16 protein-coding genes, 1 other RNA gene and 1 riboswitch are annotated in these 17125 nt (G+C 60.3%); of the genes, 6 read left to right on the forward strand and 11 right to left on the reverse strand.

Annotated elements, in window-relative coordinates:
- Positions 1-16: 16 nt before the first annotated feature.
- From ACR0AC_RS20155 to ACR0AC_RS20180, 6 genes are all read right to left on the reverse strand, one after another.
- Positions 17-1594 carry an ABC transporter ATP-binding protein gene (locus ACR0AC_RS20155; protein WP_480781015.1) on the reverse strand — a complete coding sequence of 526 codons (1578 nt, stop codon included), beginning with the start codon at positions 1592-1594 and terminating at the stop codon, positions 17-19.
- Between the two features lie 2 nt (positions 1595-1596).
- On the reverse strand, positions 1597-1914 hold the full coding sequence (locus ACR0AC_RS20160; RefSeq protein WP_480875677.1) for an MICOS complex subunit MIC10 family protein: 318 nt from the start codon (positions 1912-1914) through the stop codon (positions 1597-1599).
- Entirely contained in the window at positions 1911-3017 is a 1107-nt protein-coding gene (locus ACR0AC_RS20165) for an ABC transporter permease (protein WP_480875679.1), read from the reverse strand. The genes ACR0AC_RS20160 and ACR0AC_RS20165 overlap by 4 nt, the downstream gene beginning before the upstream one ends.
- A complete protein-coding gene (locus tag ACR0AC_RS20170; RefSeq protein ID WP_480875681.1) occupies positions 3018-4115 on the reverse strand; it encodes a microcin C ABC transporter permease YejB in 1098 nt (365 codons plus the stop codon).
- A 1-nt stretch (position 4116) separates the two neighbouring features.
- Positions 4117-6027, reverse strand: coding sequence for an extracellular solute-binding protein (locus tag ACR0AC_RS20175; RefSeq protein ID WP_480586576.1), 1911 nt, complete (start codon positions 6025-6027; stop codon positions 4117-4119).
- A 170-nt stretch (positions 6028-6197) separates the two neighbouring features.
- Positions 6198-6713: a c-type cytochrome gene (locus tag ACR0AC_RS20180; protein WP_170455395.1), complete on the reverse strand. Its 516-nt coding sequence runs from the start codon at positions 6711-6713 to the stop codon at positions 6198-6200.
- Positions 6714-6833: 120 nt separating this feature from the next.
- Between ACR0AC_RS20180 and ACR0AC_RS20185 the strand changes: the two genes are divergently transcribed.
- Complete coding sequence (locus tag ACR0AC_RS20185) at positions 6834-7667, forward strand: prephenate dehydratase (protein ID WP_170455103.1); 834 nt, start codon at positions 6834-6836, stop codon at positions 7665-7667.
- Between the two features lie 22 nt (positions 7668-7689).
- On the opposite strand, the gene ACR0AC_RS20190 is transcribed toward ACR0AC_RS20185, so the two are convergent.
- Genes ACR0AC_RS20190 through nudC form a run of 3 tightly spaced genes read right to left on the reverse strand, consistent with a single transcriptional unit; the run spans position 7690 to position 9750 of the window.
- Positions 7690-8220 (reverse strand): chloramphenicol phosphotransferase CPT family protein, encoded by a 531-nt coding sequence (locus ACR0AC_RS20190; protein ID WP_480875684.1) that lies wholly within the window; start codon positions 8218-8220, stop codon positions 7690-7692.
- A gap of 45 nt (positions 8221-8265) precedes the next feature.
- Entirely contained in the window at positions 8266-8733 is a 468-nt protein-coding gene (locus ACR0AC_RS20195) for an SRPBCC family protein (protein WP_170455105.1), read from the reverse strand.
- Positions 8734-8766: 33 nt separating this feature from the next.
- A complete protein-coding gene (nudC, locus tag ACR0AC_RS20200; protein WP_480875703.1) occupies positions 8767-9750 on the reverse strand; it encodes an NAD(+) diphosphatase in 984 nt (327 codons plus the stop codon).
- A 227-nt stretch (positions 9751-9977) separates the two neighbouring features.
- Between nudC and ACR0AC_RS20205 the strand changes: the two genes are divergently transcribed.
- On the forward strand, positions 9978-11810 hold the full coding sequence (locus ACR0AC_RS20205) for a bifunctional 2',3'-cyclic-nucleotide 2'-phosphodiesterase/3'-nucleotidase (RefSeq protein WP_480875687.1): 1833 nt from the start codon (positions 9978-9980) through the stop codon (positions 11808-11810).
- 39 nt (positions 11811-11849) lie between these two features.
- An RNA gene (gene ffs / locus ACR0AC_RS20210) (signal recognition particle sRNA small type) lies at positions 11850-11948 on the forward strand.
- Between the two features lie 29 nt (positions 11949-11977).
- On the opposite strand, the gene ACR0AC_RS20215 is transcribed toward ffs, so the two are convergent.
- Positions 11978-12835, reverse strand: a complete 858-nt coding sequence (locus ACR0AC_RS20215) for an alpha/beta hydrolase family protein (RefSeq protein WP_480875691.1) — start codon at positions 12833-12835, stop codon at positions 11978-11980.
- 158 nt (positions 12836-12993) lie between these two features.
- Positions 12994-13214: riboswitch (cobalamin riboswitch) on the forward strand.
- 87 nt (positions 13215-13301) lie between these two features.
- On the opposite strand from ACR0AC_RS20215, the gene ACR0AC_RS20220 reads away from it, so the two are divergent.
- Positions 13302-13709, forward strand: a complete 408-nt coding sequence (locus tag ACR0AC_RS20220; protein ID WP_480875693.1) for a hypothetical protein — start codon at positions 13302-13304, stop codon at positions 13707-13709.
- Here the strand turns inward: ACR0AC_RS20220 and ACR0AC_RS20225 are convergent.
- A complete protein-coding gene (locus tag ACR0AC_RS20225; protein ID WP_480875696.1) occupies positions 13701-14213 on the reverse strand; it encodes a protein-tyrosine phosphatase family protein in 513 nt (170 codons plus the stop codon). The two genes, ACR0AC_RS20220 and ACR0AC_RS20225, sit on opposite strands and share 9 nt — an antisense overlap.
- Before the next feature lie 173 nt (positions 14214-14386).
- Here ACR0AC_RS20225 and ACR0AC_RS20230 point away from each other — a divergent pair, with 173 nt between their 5' ends.
- Together ACR0AC_RS20230 and ACR0AC_RS20235 are read left to right on the forward strand one after the other, a co-directional pair.
- Complete coding sequence (locus ACR0AC_RS20230; protein ID WP_480875698.1) at positions 14387-16144, forward strand: DNA polymerase III subunit gamma/tau; 1758 nt, start codon at positions 14387-14389, stop codon at positions 16142-16144.
- A gap of 31 nt (positions 16145-16175) precedes the next feature.
- Positions 16176-17045, forward strand: coding sequence for a TauD/TfdA dioxygenase family protein (locus tag ACR0AC_RS20235; RefSeq protein ID WP_480780934.1), 870 nt, complete (start codon positions 16176-16178; stop codon positions 17043-17045).
- Positions 17046-17125 lie beyond the last annotated feature (80 nt).

The following is a 17125-nucleotide window of genomic DNA, read 5'->3' on the forward strand; positions in this document are numbered from 1 at the left end:
ACGCGTCGGGCGGGCGTCAGCCCGCCGCCGCAATCAACTCGCGCGTATAGTCTGTTTGCGCGTTTTCAAACAGGTCTTCTGCCGCGCCCATCTCGATCACGTCACCGTTGCGCATGACGACGACATTATGGGACATGGCGCGCACAACCTTCAGATCGTGGCTGATGAACAGATAGGCCAGCCCGTATTTCCGCTGCAGATCGCGCAGCAAATCGACGATCTGAACCTGCACCGTCATGTCCAGCGCGCTGGTCGGTTCGTCCAGAACCAGCAGTTTCGGGCGCAAAACCATGGCCCGCGCAATCGCGATGCGCTGACGTTGCCCGCCCGAGAACTCATGCGGGTAGCGATCCATCGACGCCGGGTCCAGGCCCACTTCGGTCATCACTTCGGCCACCAATTCGCGCGGGGCGCGATGGGGATCGACCTTATGGATGGCCAGCCCCTCGGCGATGATCTGCTGGCAGGTCATGCGCGGGCTGAGGCTGCCGAACGGGTCCTGAAACACGATCTGCATATCCTTGCGAAGTCGCCGCAACTGCCGCGTGGACCAGCGGCGGACGTTCTGGTCGCGGAATGTAATACCGCCTTCTGACGCAATCAGCCGCATGATGGCCAGCGCCAATGTGGTCTTGCCCGAGCCACTTTCGCCGACGATCCCCAATGTCTCACCCGCCCGGACGCTGAGCGTGGCGTCATTGACGGCCTTCACATGACCCACGGTGCGTTTCAGGAAACCCCGCTGGATCGGGAACCAGACTTTCAGATGGTCCGTGCGCGCGACCTCTTCTGCGTCATATGCAACAGGGTCCGGTTGGCCCGAAGGCTCAGCCGCCAGCAGCTTGCGCGTATAGGGGTGCTGCGGGTTGTCGAAAATCTCAGCCGTGACGCCGGTTTCGACAATTTCGCCATCCTTCATCACGCAAACCCGGTCAGCGATCCGACGGACGATCCCCAGATCATGGGTGATGAATAGCATCCCCATATTCTCGGATTTCTGCAATTCGGCCAGCAGTTCGAGGATCTGCGCCTGAATGGTGACGTCCAACGCCGTTGTCGGCTCATCCGCGATAAGGATATCCGGCTTGTTGGCCAGCGCCATCGCGATCATCACTCGCTGTCGCTGTCCGCCGGACAGTTGATGCGGATAGCTGTCCAGACGTTCTTCGGGGTCACGGATACCCACCTTGGTCAGTAGCTCGACAATCCGATCCCGCGCCGCGTCGCCCGATATCCCCTGATGCAGCGCAAGCGATTCCGCCATCTGTTTCTGGATCGTGTGCAGCGGGTTGAGCGAGGTCATCGGCTCCTGAAAGATAAAGCTGATATCGTTGCCGCGCACGCCCATCAGCGTGTCCTCGGACGCGCCGATCATCTCCTGCCCGTCATATTGCACCGAGCCTTCGACAATCGCGCTGTCGCCCAGCAAGGACACCGTGGACAGGGCCGTCACGGATTTGCCCGACCCGGATTCACCCACCAAGGCGACCGTTTCGCCCCGATCCACGGTGAAGGACACGCCTTTGACGGCCGCTGATACCTGACCGTCCTGCCGGAACGAGACTTTCAGGTCCTGCACATTCAACAGCGACATTTTCATACGCTGATCCCCCCAAGCGCTGCGTGCGTGAAACCCACCCATACGGCACCGAGCATCGCGCCGACCTGCAGCCAGGTCGGGAAAGACCGTTTCGTTGCAAAGATGACCGCGCTGGCGATCAGAACGGCTGTACCCAGCCCGAACAGCACCAGGAAAAACAGGCCAAAGACGTCGTACTGAAACGGGCCGTGGGGGTGCGTGGTAAAGAACTCCCAGCCGAGCCCACCCATCACCAGAATGATGTATCCCAATGCCACTAGCCCCGCGACAAGGATGAGGCGTTCCATCGGCCTGTTGATCACCTTTTCGGTCATGAGAACGTCTTTCTGGGATCAAACGCATCGCGGACGCCTTCGAAAATGAAGACCAGCAGCGACAGCATGATGGCAAAGGTGAAGAACGCGGTGAAGGCCAGCCACGGGGCCTGCAGGTTCTGTTTCGCCTGCAAGGTCAGCTCGCCCAGTGACGGGGCCGAGGATGGCAGGCCGAAGCCCAGAAAATCCAGCGACGCCAGACCACCGATGGTGCCGGTGACGATGAATGGCATAAAGGTCAACGTGGCGACCATTGCGTTGGGCAGCATATGGCGGAACATGATGGTCATGTTGCCCACACCCAGCGCGCGTGCGGCACGAACATATTCCAAATTGCGCGCCCGCAGGAATTCGGCCCGCACAACGCCCACAAGTCCGGTCCAACTGAACAGGATCATCAACGCCACAAGCAGCCAGAAACTTCGCCCCAGAATGGCGAACATGATGATGATCACATAAAGCGACGGGGTCGCCGACCAGATCTCGATAATCCGTTGGAAGATCAGATCCAGCCAACCGCCGAAAAAGCCCTGAATGGCCCCGGCGAATATCCCGATCAGGCTGGCGGCGCCGGTGACGATCAGGGTGAACAGGATCGACAGGCGGAAGCCGTAGATGACGCGGGCCAGAACGTCCCGTTTCGTGTCGTCCGTACCCAGCAGGTTCTGCCCGTTGGGCGGCAATGGGGCCGCGCCGGGGCGATCGACGCTGGTGTTGTAGGAATAGGGGATCAGGGGCCAGATGGCCCAGCCCTTTTCAAACCCTTCAGCCTCAAACGTTCCCGCGTCGATCTGTTCGATGATGCCTTCGGGGTCATCGAAACACTCCTCCAGACCCCCACTGTCGATCAGGCACATCACCTCGGGGTCGCGATAGATCGCTTCGGTCTGGAAATCGCCGCCGAAATCCGTCTCGGGATAGAATTTGAAGATCGGCGTGTAATACTCACCTCGGTATTGCACCAGGATCGGTTTGTCATTGGCGATGAATTCGGCAAAGAGGGACAGACCGAACAGCACCGAAAAGATGATCAGCGACCAGAAGGCCCGGCCATTGCGCCGGAAATTGCGCCAACGGCGCTGGTTGAGAGGGGAAAGCGCCATCTACCCCTCCCGCTTTTCAAAGTCGATGCGCGGATCGACCAGCACATACATCAAATCGCTGATGATGCCGACCACCAGACCCATGAGGCCAAAGATGAACAGCGTGCCAAAGATCACCGGATAATCGCGCGCCACGGCGGCCTCAAAGCCCAGGCGGCCCAGACCGTCCAGCGAGAAGATCGTTTCGATAATGATCGAGCCGCCGAAGAAGACGCCGATGAACACAGCCGGGAACCCGGCGATCACAATCAGCATCGCATTGCGGAACACGTGGCCATACAGAACCTTCCGCTCGCCCAGCCCCTTGGCTCGGGCGGTCATGACATACTGCTTCTTGATCTCATCCAAGAACGAGTTCTTCGTCAGCAGCGTCAGCGTTGCAAAGGCCGAGATCGTCAGGGCGATAATCGGCAGGGCGATATGCCAGAAATAATCTCCGATCTTGCCCATCAGGCTGAGGCTGTCCCAATTGTCCGAGGTCAGCCCCCGCAGCGGGAAGATCTGCCAGTATGAGCCACCGGCGAACAGCACCAGAAGCAGAATGGCGAACAGGAAGCCGGGGATCGCATAAGCCACGATGATCGCGCCGCTGGTCCATGTATCGAAGGTCGAGCCTTCCTTGACCGCCTTGCGAATACCCAGCGGGATCGACACCAGATAAGCGATCAGTGTGGACCACAGGCCCAGCGAGATCGAAACCGGCATCTTTTCCAGCACCAGATCAATCACGCTGATCGAACGAAAATAGCTCTCGCCGAAATCCAGCGTCAGGTAGTTGCCCATCATGCTCAGAAACCGTTCGAGCGGGGGCTTGTCGAAGCCGAATTCCTTTTCCAGTTCGGCGATGAATTCGGGCGGCAAGCCACGAGCGCCGACATACTTGTCGTCAAAAACACCGCCGCCCGCAGGCTCGGCCCCGGCGCCTGCATCGCCGCCGCCTGCGAACCCGGCGAACACGTCCCCCTGCCCTTCGATCTGAGCAATGATCTGTTCGACCGGCCCGCCGGGCACGAACTGCACCAGCGTAAAGTTGACCACCATGATGCCCAGCAAGGTCGGGATGACCAAAAGCAGGCGTCTTAGAATATAGGCGCCCATCTTAACGCAGCGCGCCTTTCGCTTTCAGCGCGGCTTCTTTCTCGGGGTTGATCCACCACAAATCCAGATGACCAAGCGAGTAAGGTGGCAGGTTTTCCGGGTATTCATACATGTCGTAATAGGCCGTCCAGTAGTCCGCGATATATCCCACGGGGATTACGAAGAACTCATACCGCAGTGCCCGATCCAGCGCCATAAGGGCTGTGTCTTGATCAGCCTGATTGTCCGTCTCGAATGACGCGTTGATGATTGCATCAACCAGCGGGCTTGCCAGTCCCGCAGGGTTGAACAAGCTAAAGGCCGCTTCCTCGGACCCGTACATCTGCAGCAAGCCGCCGCCGGTCGAGAGGAACGTGCCATACCGGGTCGAATACACCATGTCATAGTCGCGTTCCCGGCTGCGCAGGGTGTATTGGGCCGGATCGACCTTTTCTGCCGACGCATCAACGCCCAGCGCCTGAAGGTTCTGCACATAGGTTTCGATCATCGTAGCTGTCGATGTGGGCAAATTCGATGGGTAAGGGATATTCACCTTCAGGGTCTGCCCCTCGGCGTTTCGGCGCAGGTTGCCGTCGCCAACCGGCCATCCTGCTTCGTCCAGCATCTGGGACGCCTTGCGCAGATTGCGACGGTCATTCAGCCGCGCCGAATTGGATTCGTGCGCCATGATCGCCGGTTCGGACAAAAAGTCCGCAGGTACGACATCCCCCAGCGTTTCCAGAAACGCCAGTTCATCCCCTGTGGGAACATCCTGCGCCTCCAACGGCGTGCCTTGGACAAAAGAACTGCGAGGTGAGTTCAGACCGAACAGCAGGGATTCGTTTGCCCATTCGAAATTGAAGGCCAGCGCCAGCGCCTTGCGCACGTTTTTGTCCTCAAACTGAGGTTTGCCCAGATTGAACACAAAACCAGACGGGGTCGGAGGGCTGCCATCCGCGATCTCATCCTGCACAACCGAACCTTCGGTCAGTTTGGGGAAATCATAGCTTGTCGCCCAGAGCTTGGGGTCGCTCTCGATCCGGATCGTGTATTCACCGGCCTTGAAGCCTTCGAAGGCTGCGGTCTGGTCTGCGAAGTATTCGACGCGAATGGTGTCGAAGTTGTTTCGCCCAATATTGAATGGCAGATCCTTGCCCCAGTAATCGTCACGCCGTTTGTACACGATCCGACGATTAATGTCGTAGCTGTCCAGTTTATACGGGCCCGATCCAACGGCCACTTCCAGGCGGGGTTCGTCCAAACGGCGCGAGTCATCCGCCTCGAACCAGGCTTTCGAAAACACCGGCGTGGCCCCAACGGTTTCGATCAGACTACGCCGCGTCACCTCGGGGTTAAACGTGAATTTGACCGTGTAGTCATCCAACGCCTCGGCCCCCGTGACCATGCGCCCTACCGCTTGCGCGTATGACGGCAACCCCTGCTCGATGAACAAACGGTGGCTGTAAACCACATCCTCGGCCGTAACCGGCGTGCCATCCCAGAACATCGCCTCGGGCCGAAGGTGGAAAATGACGTAGTTTCGCCCTTCGTCATATTCCAGGCTTTCCGCAAGGACGCCATAATACTGGCCCACACTGTCATCTGCACTTTCGAACAGGCGATCATACTGAATGGTGGTCAAGGCTCCGCTACGGCCTTTGCGCGAATAAGGGTTCAGCGAGTCGAATGTTCCAGACGCCGCCAATGACAACTCTCCGCCTTTCGGCGCATCCGGATTGACGTAGTTCAGATGCGGATAATCGGCCGGATAGTCCAGATTTCCAAAGTAGGAATACCCGTGGCTGCGCGTGATGTTCTCGTCATTCGCCTGCGCAATTCCTACCGATCCAAAAGCGGTGGCTGCCATCATTCCCAAAACCGCCCCCCAATGCCGAACGGTCATCTCGCGCGAAGCAGGCAGGAGGGGTTTCATATGGCTCGTCCTCTGGATCGTTGTCATCTTCTATGTCGGTTCAGCTAGCTAAATCGCCAGCCTTGGATGATTCAAGTTTAGAATGCGTGAACGCTTTGTGAAGATTTTCGGCACAAAAAAAGCCGCTGCACAAGGCAACGGCTTTGGGATTTTCACATTCGTGAGGGCAATCAGTTGCCGATGGTCTGCAGGTAAGCAATCACATCCGCGCGCTCTTGCGGCTTTTTCAGGCCCGCAAAGCTCATGGTCGTGCCCGAGATATAGTTGCTGGGGCGCTCCAGGAAGGCATCCAACGCTTCGGGGGTCCAGTTCCCGCCATGCGCAAGCATGCCTGCCGAATAGCCGCCAAAGCCCTCGGCCGTGCCCAGCGGACGGTCCACTACGCCGTACAGGTACGGGCCGGTGCCGTTTGCGCCATCTTCCAGCTTGTGGCACGCGGTGCACTTGCGGAAGACTTTTGCGCCTTTTTCGACGTCGGCGGCGGCCAGCAGATCCTCGAATACGACCTCTTCGCCGTCGGCGCTTTCGCCCGAACTTTCGGTTTCGATGATATATGCGGCCTGCGCATCACCGTGGCCACCATGCGAATGGTAAAGGATGTCGCCACCCCATTTGGCAAGAAGCAGCACCAGGAAAGTGCCGAACAGGCCTGCTGCGGCCTTGGTAACTGTCATCGTGTCGAACATTGATCGCGTGTCCATTTCAGCTGTCTGTGCAGGTGTCTAAGGCTTCCCCTGACGAGAGGCAAGGTATAGACACCGCGACGAAACGCCCAATTCTGGAACTTGTTGCACGGAATCGACCAAATGACCAATCGCATTGCTTTTCAAGGCGAACCCGGCGCCTACAGTCACGAGGCCTGCCGCAACGCGCGCCCGGAAATGGAGGCCCTGCCCTGCCGCACCTTCGAGGATGTGATCGAATCGGTCCGCTCGGGCGAGGCTGATCTGGCGATGCTGCCGGTGGAAAACACGACCTACGGGCGGGTGGCCGATATTCACCGGCTGTTGCCGCACAGCGGTCTGCATATCATCGAAGAGGCGTTTGTTCGGGTTCATATCAACCTGCTCGCTGTGCCGGGTGCAAAACTGGAAGACATCACCGAGGCGCACTCGCATCTTGTGCTGCTGCCCCAATGTGCAGGGTTCCTGCGTGAACACGACATTCGCGGACGCGTCAGCCCCGATAACGCACGTGCCGCGCGCGAAGTGTCCGAGGCCGGTGACATTCATTCCGCCGCGCTGGCCAGCGAACTGGCCGGAGAGATTTACGGCCTGAACGTCTTGGCCCGCCATATCGAGGATCACGGCGACAACACCACGCGCTTTTTGCTGATGTCCCGCCAGGCCGACCTGTCGCGCCGGGGCGCGCATGAGATGATCACCAGCTTCGTGTTTCAGGTGCGCAACATCCCAGCCGCGCTGTACAAGGCCATGGGCGGCTTTGCCACCAACGGCATCAACATGACCAAGCTGGAAAGCTACATGCTGGATGGCTCGTTCACGGCGACGCAGTTCTACGCAGACATCGTCGGGCACCCGGACGACCGGAACGTGCAACTGGCCATGGACGAGCTTGAGCACTTTACAACCAATGTCGAGATCCTGGGCGTCTACCCGGCAGCGCAACCGCGCGGTTGATGCAGGGCGGTCCCGTTCGAGACTAATTGAACTCTGACCGCCTTGTTCCGCTGCGCCACGCCGCCAGAATGGCCTTGACACAGCTTTCCGTACCTTCGGTTGAATCGACCTCTAGGTCGTATTGCCTGCCGGTATGGATGAACGCATGGTCTTGCTCAGCACTACCTGTCGGTCGGTCGCCGCGTATTTGTTCACGCTCCCGCAGAACGGGCAGTGGGCATTGAACCGAGACAAACAACACGTCGTGGGCGCGCAGCAGGTTTTTCAGGTCTTTAGCCCATCCCGGGCCATCCAGAATATGTTCTAAGATCAGGTTGTTTCCGGCATCCGCATAGGCTGCTATTGACGCGTGAAACCCATTGAAGAAGGCGACACGGTCTTGGGTCCAGTCGAACTCTCCATTTTGGTAACGCGCAGTTGGAAGGGCACCAGAGTCTTTTAGGTGATCGATCGAAATATGCCAGAAGGGCAAACTGATCTCTTGCTGCAATGCGCGCGCGATCGTGCTCTTTCCGCTACTGGACGCGCCGTGAAGAAAAATGATGTGAGACATTTTCATAGCTTTGTGAAAACGGGTCGCAAGGCTGATCCCCGCGCCCTAAGCCCCGTGTTTATGGCGCTGCTCCAGCTCTCGGGCGAACTCACCCAAGCGGATTTGGAACTGCTTGCGGAAACGGGCCTGCCCCAGCTTCATTGATTGCAGAAGCAGGCGGGCGGGCAGGGATTTCGCGCTTAGGGACATTTCGACGCTCAGGCGGGTTCTGCGTTGTGACAGAGCCAGAAAATCAACGGTGGTAATGCCGCTCATGCCTTTGCTGTTGGCTTCGAACCGCATCTGCGCAGGACGGTCGCAATCGGTCATCACAACCGACATCTGACGCGGCTTGCCGCGCAGCTTGAACTCGGTCTCCCAAGTGGTGCCGGCCTCGACCGGGACGCCTTGGGTTGTGCGCCGAACATCGATGCCGCGCCGCATGGCCATACGCTCGAACCGTTCGAAATCGGCAACCATTTCGAATACCGAATTGATCGGGGCTTCGATATCTTCGCGCGCTGAAAACTGCATGTCTGCCTTTGCTGCCTTTTGTCCAGTTTTTCCTTAGTCCAGCGTGTCCGCAAGCCAGTTTTGCAACAGAAAATGCGCGATGGCCCCTTTTCGAGCGGGCAGCAGGGTTGGATGCTCGCCTGCGAAAGCCTGCATCATTTCCGTTTTGCTGACCCACATCGCGTCTTCAATCTCGACCGGATCGATCAAGATGTCACGCGACAGCGCCTCGCCCGCGCAGCCGAACATCAGCGAGGCCGGGAACGGCCAGGGTTGGCTGGACAGGTACGACACCGTGCCGACCGGCACGCCTGCCTCTTCCATCACCTCGCGCCGTACGGCGGCCTCAAGCGTTTCGCCCGGTTCGACAAAGCCGGCCAGCAGTGAATACATCCCCTCGGGCCAGCCGGGCGAGCGGCCCATCAGCACCGCGTCACCATGGGTGATCAGCATGATGACAACCGGGTCCGTACGCGGAAAATGCTGCGCGCCGCAGGTCGGGCAACTGCGCTGCCACCCGGCCTGCGAGATTTCACTGGGCGCACCGCATTTGGCGCAGAATTTATGCGTTTCATGCCAGCCGATTACCGCCTTGGCCGTCGCCGCCAGTTCGGCATCAAGGGGCGACAGGCGAGTCATGATCCGGCGCAGCTCGGCAAAGACATGGCCTTCGGGCAGGTCGGGATGTTGCTGTTCGGTCCGGTCGACAAACGCGCCGATGCCCGTCAGGTCCAGCCCTTCGGCGGCCCAGTTCGAAATATCCAGCGCAAACAAAGGGGCATCTGAAGCGTCCAACCCCAGAAAGATCGGGGCAGAAACAATCCCTCCGGGTCCGCGTGTGATCAGGGGATGAGACATGGGCTGCAAAGCCAACCGATCCAGCCTGTCACCCTGCACCAGCAGTTTACCGCGCCACAGCAGAACACATCTGGCTGCCGGATCGCCTTGTGCTTGTGACAACTTCTCGGCGTCGCCCCGAATATGGGCCGCACGGTTCAGACCCGCGCCACCGAAAGTCACCTGTTCTGCATTTATCATCACCTGCCCCTTCGGCTTTGCTGACAGGGCTGCCATGACTGCCCCGGCGTTGCAATGGCCTTTCGCGGTGCCGGGCCATGCGCGGCCAGAGGCAATGCTTGCACAGGCCTGGAAACATTGGCATTAAGTCTACCAATTGTTGATTTTGATTTAGCACCAGCATCCAATAGTAGAATTCAAGAGTGAAAACTGGACCTTTTAGACCGGGTCAAACTGAAAGTTCGGATGTGCATATTCGTATTCTCGCGACAACTGATCTGCACATGAATCTGACCGGTTTCGACTATTACTCGGATCAGCCGGACCCCACGATCGGATTCACGCGAACCGCCAGTCTGATCCGCGCAGCACGAACCGAAGCAGACGGCGCACTTGTTTTGCTGTTCGACAATGGCGATGCGCTTCAGGGCACGCCGCTGGGCGATCAGGCGGTACAGGACCCTGACGGCCATCCAATGATGCAAGGGTTTGCGGCCCTGCACTATGACGCCGTTGGGCTTGGAAATCACGATTTCGGCTTTGGGCTGGAGGTGCTGGACACTGTGCTCGATCAGGCTCCATGTCCTGTCCTGTGCAGCAATATGCGCCGCCGGTCGGGGGTTTCGCAACGCTGGCAGGACCATGCGGTGCTTGACCGATCGATTTCGCGAAACGGGCAGGACATTCCCATCCGCGTGGGCGTGTTGTCGGTTCTGCCACCTCAAACCGCGCAATGGGAAGCGCATCATCTGGGCGACGATATCACGGTCGAGGATAGTTTGAGCGCGGCGCGACGCACCGTGCAGATTCTGAAATCGGCGGGGTGTGATCTGGTCATCGCGCTGGCCCATTCCGGCCTCGGTCAAGATCAGGAAGTACCGGGGCTGGAGAATGCCGTGATCCCGTTGGTCGCTATTGACGGCATTGACGCCCTAGTGGCCGGGCACACGCATCTGACCCTTCCCGGCAACGACCACGGGGGGCTGGCCCATGTCGACCCTGAGGCCGGATTGGTCCATGGCAAACCGGTTGTCATGCCCGGGTCCGCAGGAAGTCATCTGGGCGTGATTGATCTGAACCTGTCCCACTCTGCCGATCTCGGGTGGCAGGTCACCGATCAGCAGGTCGGGTTGAGACCGCTTCGCCAAAACAAACCCACCCCTGAAACGCCAGAGGACCCCGACATGGTCCGGCTTTTTGCACCCGTGCACGCCCGAACCCGCACCAAGATGGCCGAGCCGGTGGCGCGAATCGCAAAACCGATGCACAGCTTTTTCAGCTTTTGCGCCGCTGATCGGGGGTTGGCTCTGGTGGCCTCGGCGCAAGCTGCTCCACTACGCCCCTATCTGTCCGGCACTGCACTGGCCGATTTACCCATGTTGTCCGCCGTTTCGCCCTATAAATGCGGCGGTCGGTCCGGGCCGCGCTATTATACCGATGTCCCGGCGGGCGAGGTGTGCCTGCGCCACATCGCGGACCTTTACGTCTTTCCGAACGAACTGAGGGCGGTGAAGGTCAGCGGCGCTCAGGTGCTGGACTGGCTTGAGATGTCGGCGGGTCTTTTCAACACCCTGCGTCGCGACGCCGAGACCGATCTGATCGGCTCCGGTCGGGTTGGGTACAATTTCGACCTTCTCTTTGGCCTGACCTACCAGATCGACCTGTCCTGCCCGGCCCGGTTTGACGCTCAAGGGCAGTTGATCGACAATTCTCACCGCCGCATCAGGCAGGCCAGAATTGACGGGTCTACGCTCGACCCCAATCAGGATTTTGTGGTCGCGCTCAACAATTACCGCGCCAATGGTGGCGGGCATTTCCCGTTTGTGGAAACGGCAGAGCCGATCAACCTGCCCGCAATAGATATCAAGCGAATCCTACGCGATTATCTGACCGGGAACCTGCCCACCGACCCGCTGTCTCAGGCGGTTTATCCGTTTTCGTTCACGCCGCAGGCCGGGGTTCAGGCAATCCTCAGTACAGGGCCCGGCGCGCTGAAATACCTGCCCGAGTTGCAGAACTACGACCCTATCGTTCTGGACCCAGACCCGCAGGGGTTCGAACGCATCCGACTGACACTCTGACGGGTTGTCATTTTCCCCAGGCTTCCCTATATCAAGCGCTGAGAGGTTGGCGCGGGCGAGCGCCTCGCCAACCTGGTCAGGTCCGGAAGGAAGCAGCCACAACGAGCCCCGCTTGGGTCGATGTCCAACCTCTCACCTTTCCCCCACGTATCCGCTCATCAGCACAATCAGGCAACCAACCGGGGCCAGATTGCCGAATTCCGGCGGGCAAATGCGCCGATATGGCCGATCTCTTTCACTCCGAACTCCTTGGGTGACAACAGGTGCCGCCGCGCGTCCGGCCCATACAGATCCGCCAGACGCCATACGGCTTGTGGCGGGACGGTCTGATCGTCGTCGCTGGTGAACAGATCCACCGGAACACCCAGATCCGCCCAGCGCGCCGGTGGCAGTTTTTGCCCGATCTCAGGCACATAATTCAGCGGCGCGGTGCACCACCTGCGCCATTGCCAATAGACAGAGCCCGGCAGATCGGCGCCGAACCCAATGGCTTTGCCGGGCAGATACCCCAGGGCTTTCACAAGCAGCGGTACATGCCCATGCCAGAACGCCCATGCCAACCCCCGATAGGGCCATGGGTGATCGGACAGCGTCACCAACCCCGAGCAGACACAGATCATCCGGTCGATCTGGTCGATATCCGGCTGAATGGGCCCCAGCATTCCGCCAACGGAATGGCCAATGCTCCACTGCCGGGCGTCCGGAAACCGCCGGCGCATCTCGGCCCGTGCTGCGGGCATATCGATCAGCGCCCAGTCCGACATCGTGACCTGCGAGTTGCGCATGGGGCCGGAAGCAGAGTGACCGAAATCACGATAGTCATACGTCAGGCAGGCCATGCCACGCTCGGCAGCCAACCACCGAGCAAAGTGCTGGTAGTAGTCGCGCGGCACACCGGTTGCCCCGTTCAGTACCACCACCGTGTCGGGATCAGTAAAAGGCCGATACAGCCGCGCCGACAGCTGGGCCGGACCAGCGGGAAACTGGAAATCCTCGATCTTCACGTGCTGCTGCGTGTCCAACATCGAACCTGTGGGCCTTTCTGAACCAATCGGTTTACCTGCCCAAGAGGCACAACAACCCGCAGCCGAGTCAACCCTGCTGCCACTTGACCACACGTCGCCCGGCACAAGACTTGTGTACGTGACACCCAAAACCCCGCTTGACTCAGAACGCGAACAGACGCTAGCGGTTGTGTGATGGTTTCCGATCCACACAATGGGTCGGGATGAAAAGGGAACACGGTGCGGTTCTGCCCGGTCAAACCGGAACGAACCAAGGCCGCGACTGCCCCCGCAACTGTAAGCGGTAAGCAATGCCGGAATGCCACTGGCCGAAAGGCTGGGAAGGTCGGCAAAGCGACGACCCGCAAGTCAGGAGACCTGCCATCATCAACGTAACCGAAACTCGGGCGGGGTGTCCGGGCAGGTCCTGACAGCACATAGCTGAACCGCCTGCCAACGTCCCCGTCCGCCGCGCGGAGGGCGCAGGATGATCTGGAAGACAAAAACCCACGAATACGTGGCGACCATTTGCCAACGCACAGGCGGGCCCTGCCCCGCAATGGCGCGCATGGCACGCGCGCTGGCCGAGGCAATGAACGAGGCCGACCACGTCACCAGCGAAGGATTCGAAATCGAAGGCAGCAGCGACCTGACGCACTGCGCGCAAGGATGCATGGCCCGCTTTCGCGCCGGACCAGAACAGATACGCATTTTCTCCGGGACCGAGGCGGACACGCCGATCCAAACGCTGGATACCTATGCCGACCTGATTTTTGACGAGACATGCGCGGCCCTTCCGTCCGGGGCCTTGCCAAAAACGCCTTGCGCCATGCTTGAGGTCTTGGCCCTGAGACCTTCAAGACCAGTGCAGGAACCGGCGCGGGTATCAGCCTGAGCGCGCATCCAAAGGTGCGTGGGTCGCTTTCGTGGCCCATGCCATCTGCTCGTCGGTTTCTACCGCGCAGGGGCGCAGGGCCCGCAACCGGGCCAGCGCCTTGTCTGCCGGTTCCCCGCATTCCAGCATCAGGCGCAAGACCACCATACCAGATCGCCCGCACCCACCCCGGCAATGCACCAGCACCCGGCCACCGCCGGACAAAGCCTGCCGCGCCGATGCGCTGACCGACCCCCACCGATCGTGAACGGCGCGCGGCGGGGCGCCAAAATCCTCGACCGGCAAATGAACCCATCTGCTGGCGCGGCCCTGAATGTCACTGCCAAAGGTCCGGGCCCCGTCCTGCAGCATCTCAACTTCCGTGGTCATCGAGATCACAAGACCGGGTTTCCAATCCGAGATCGTATCCAGATCGCCCGCGTAATCTCCGCCGCGTCCCGGCATCGAGGTCAGCGCAAGTGTTCCGCCTCCGACTTGCAGCGCGTAGACGACCAGTTGCGACATCAAAGATTTCCTCCCAAACCCAAGCCTGCTTGTAAAATGTGCTTCAAAAATACTGAGATTCCAGTTTACGCCGATCTCGGGTCTTTCCAAACCAAATTTCCCCGACCCTGCTGTGGACGCGGGCGGCAGCGGCCACTACGCTGCGACGACGTCCCGAATCCGCCAGAGCAGACATGACCGACACAGACAGCCCCGCCTATCAGGTTCTCGCCCGCAAATACCGCCCGGAAACCTTTGCTGATCTGGTGGGCCAGGACGCGATGGTGCGCACGCTGAAGAACGCGTTCGAAGCCGACAGGATAGCCCAAGCCTTTGTCATGACCGGCATACGCGGCACCGGCAAGACAACCACGGCGCGGATCATCGCCAAGGGTATGAACTGCATCGGCCCCGATGGCACTGGTGGCCCTACGACCGAACCCTGTGGCGTCTGCGAACATTGCACCGCGATCATGGAAGGCCGCCATGTCGACGTGATGGAGATGGACGCCGCCAGCCGTACCGGCGTCAATGATATTCGCGAGATCATCGACAGCGTCCGCTATCGCGCCGCCTCGGCCCGCTACAAGATTTACATCATCGACGAGGTTCACATGCTCTCGACCAGCGCCTTCAACGCGCTGCTCAAGACGCTGGAGGAGCCGCCCGAACATGTGAAGTTCATCTTCGCCACCACCGAGATTCGCAAGGTCCCGGTCACGGTCCTGTCCCGCTGCCAGCGCTTTGACCTGCGCCGGATCGAGCCCGAAGATATGATCGGTCTGCTGCAAAAGATCGCCAGCGCCGAAGGGGCCGAGATTGCCGAGGACGCGCTGGCCTTGATCACCCGCGCGGCCGAGGGGTCTGCCCGCGACGCAACCTCACTGTTGGATCAGGCGATTTCTCACGGCGCAGGCGAAACCACCGCCGACCAGGTGCGCGCCATGCTGGGGCTGGCCGACCGTGGCCGGGTGCTGGACCTGATGGATATGATCCTGCGCGGCGATGCCGCCGGTGCCCTGACCGAGCTTAGCGCGCAATATGCCGAAGGGGCCGACCCGCTGGCGGTGCTGCGCGATCTGGCCGAGATCACCCATTGGGTCTCGGTCGTCAAAATCACGCCGGACGCAGCCGAGGATCCGACAGTATCCCCTGACGAGCGCGCCCGTGGCCAGCAGATGGCCGACGCCCTGCCCATGCGTGTGCTGACCCGCATGTGGCAAATGCTGTTGAAGGCGCTGGAGGAGGTCTCGGCCGCCCCCAACGCCATGATGGCAGCCGAGATGGCGGTGATCCGTCTGACCCATGTGGCCGATCTGCCCAGCCCGGAAGAACTGATCAAACGTCTGCAGGATACACCTGCGCCACCAAATGGCGGACCGGGCGGCGGTATGCCGATCCACGGTAACGGCACTGCACCGGTTGAAGCGCGCGCAGCACCGACCTATGCGCCTGCGCCTCGCGGGGCAGGGGGTGCTCCGGTCGCGGCGCTGGCCCAGGACACGCAGGCCGCTTTGGCGCGCTATCCCAGTTTCGATCACGTGGTCGAACTGATCCGCGTCAACCGTGATGTGAAACTGTTGGTCGAGGTCGAAAACGGCGTGCGGCTGGTTTCCTATCAGCCGGGACGCATCGAGTTTACGCCTGCGCCGCAAGCCCCGACGGATCTGGCCCCACGGTTGGGCTCGGCCCTGCAGCGGTGGACAGGCAATCGCTGGGCCGTGTCGATTGTGTCCGATGGCGACGCGCCGACGATTGCCGAGATTCGCGACAGGGCGGAACTGGCGCTGAAGGAAGAAGCCTCGGAACACCCGCTGGTTCAGGCCGTGCTGGCACATTTTCCAAAGGCCAAGATCACCAGAATAGAAACCCCTGAACAACGCGCGGCACAGGTCGAAACCGAAGCCCTGCCAGAGGTCGAGGATGAATGGGACCCGTTCGAAGAGGATTAACTCGACCCCCGCCCCATGACCGAGGAGCCTGATGCGCACAACCCCGCTGCACCCCAAATTCGGCCTGATTGTTCATGACGTCGACCTGCGCGAGGTCACGCAGGATAACCTCTACCCCCAGATCCGGCACGCCTTCGAAACGCATTCCGCCCTGCTTTTTCCGGGGCAGAGCATCTCGGATGACGATCATATGCGTCTGGGTGAACTGTTTGGTCCGCTGGAAAACCGCGAACAGATGGCGGCGGGGCGCGATGTGGAGTTTCAGGTGTCTGAACTGTCCAATCAGACAGAGGACGGCTTGCGCGCCCGCGACGATCTGCGCCTGCTGGATTTGCAGGCCAATATGCTGTGGCACACAGACAGCACATTCCTGCCTACCCCTGCACTGATCAATATTCTGACCGCCCTCGTGGTCCCACCCAGCGGCGGCGAGACGGAACTTGCCTCGACACGCGCTGCCTGGGCCGAGATGCCCGGCCACCTGAAAGAACCGCTGCAAGACGCCATCATCTGGCACAGGCTGTCGCATTCCCGCATGAAAATCGATGCCGATCTGGCAGCCCTGCCCCGGATGACCCGCTGGCCCGATCGGCCCTGGCGGGCAATCTGGCCGAACCCCGTGACGGGCGAAGAGGCCCTGTTCATAGCATCCCACGCCTTCGCCATCGAAGGGCTGGGGCACAAGGAAAGCCAGGCCATTCTGGACGAGGCCATCGCCTTTTGCACCCGGCCCGAATATGTCTATTCGCATCAATGGACCGCGGGCGACGTCCTGATCTGGGACGAGCGGGCGACGCTGCACCGTGGGCGGCCTTGGGATTACAACCATCCGCGCACGTTGCGGTCGATCTGCTGTTCCGTAACCGAAACGGACGGGCTGAACCGCGTTCGCATGGTGTGATCCGATTCCCGGAACACTCCAGCGCCCGCCACGGGCCATCGGCTGACGCCGATGCCCCTGAGCGGCCTTGGGCCCGGCAG

The sequence above is a fragment of the Ruegeria sp. H7 genome (assembly GCF_056532945.1).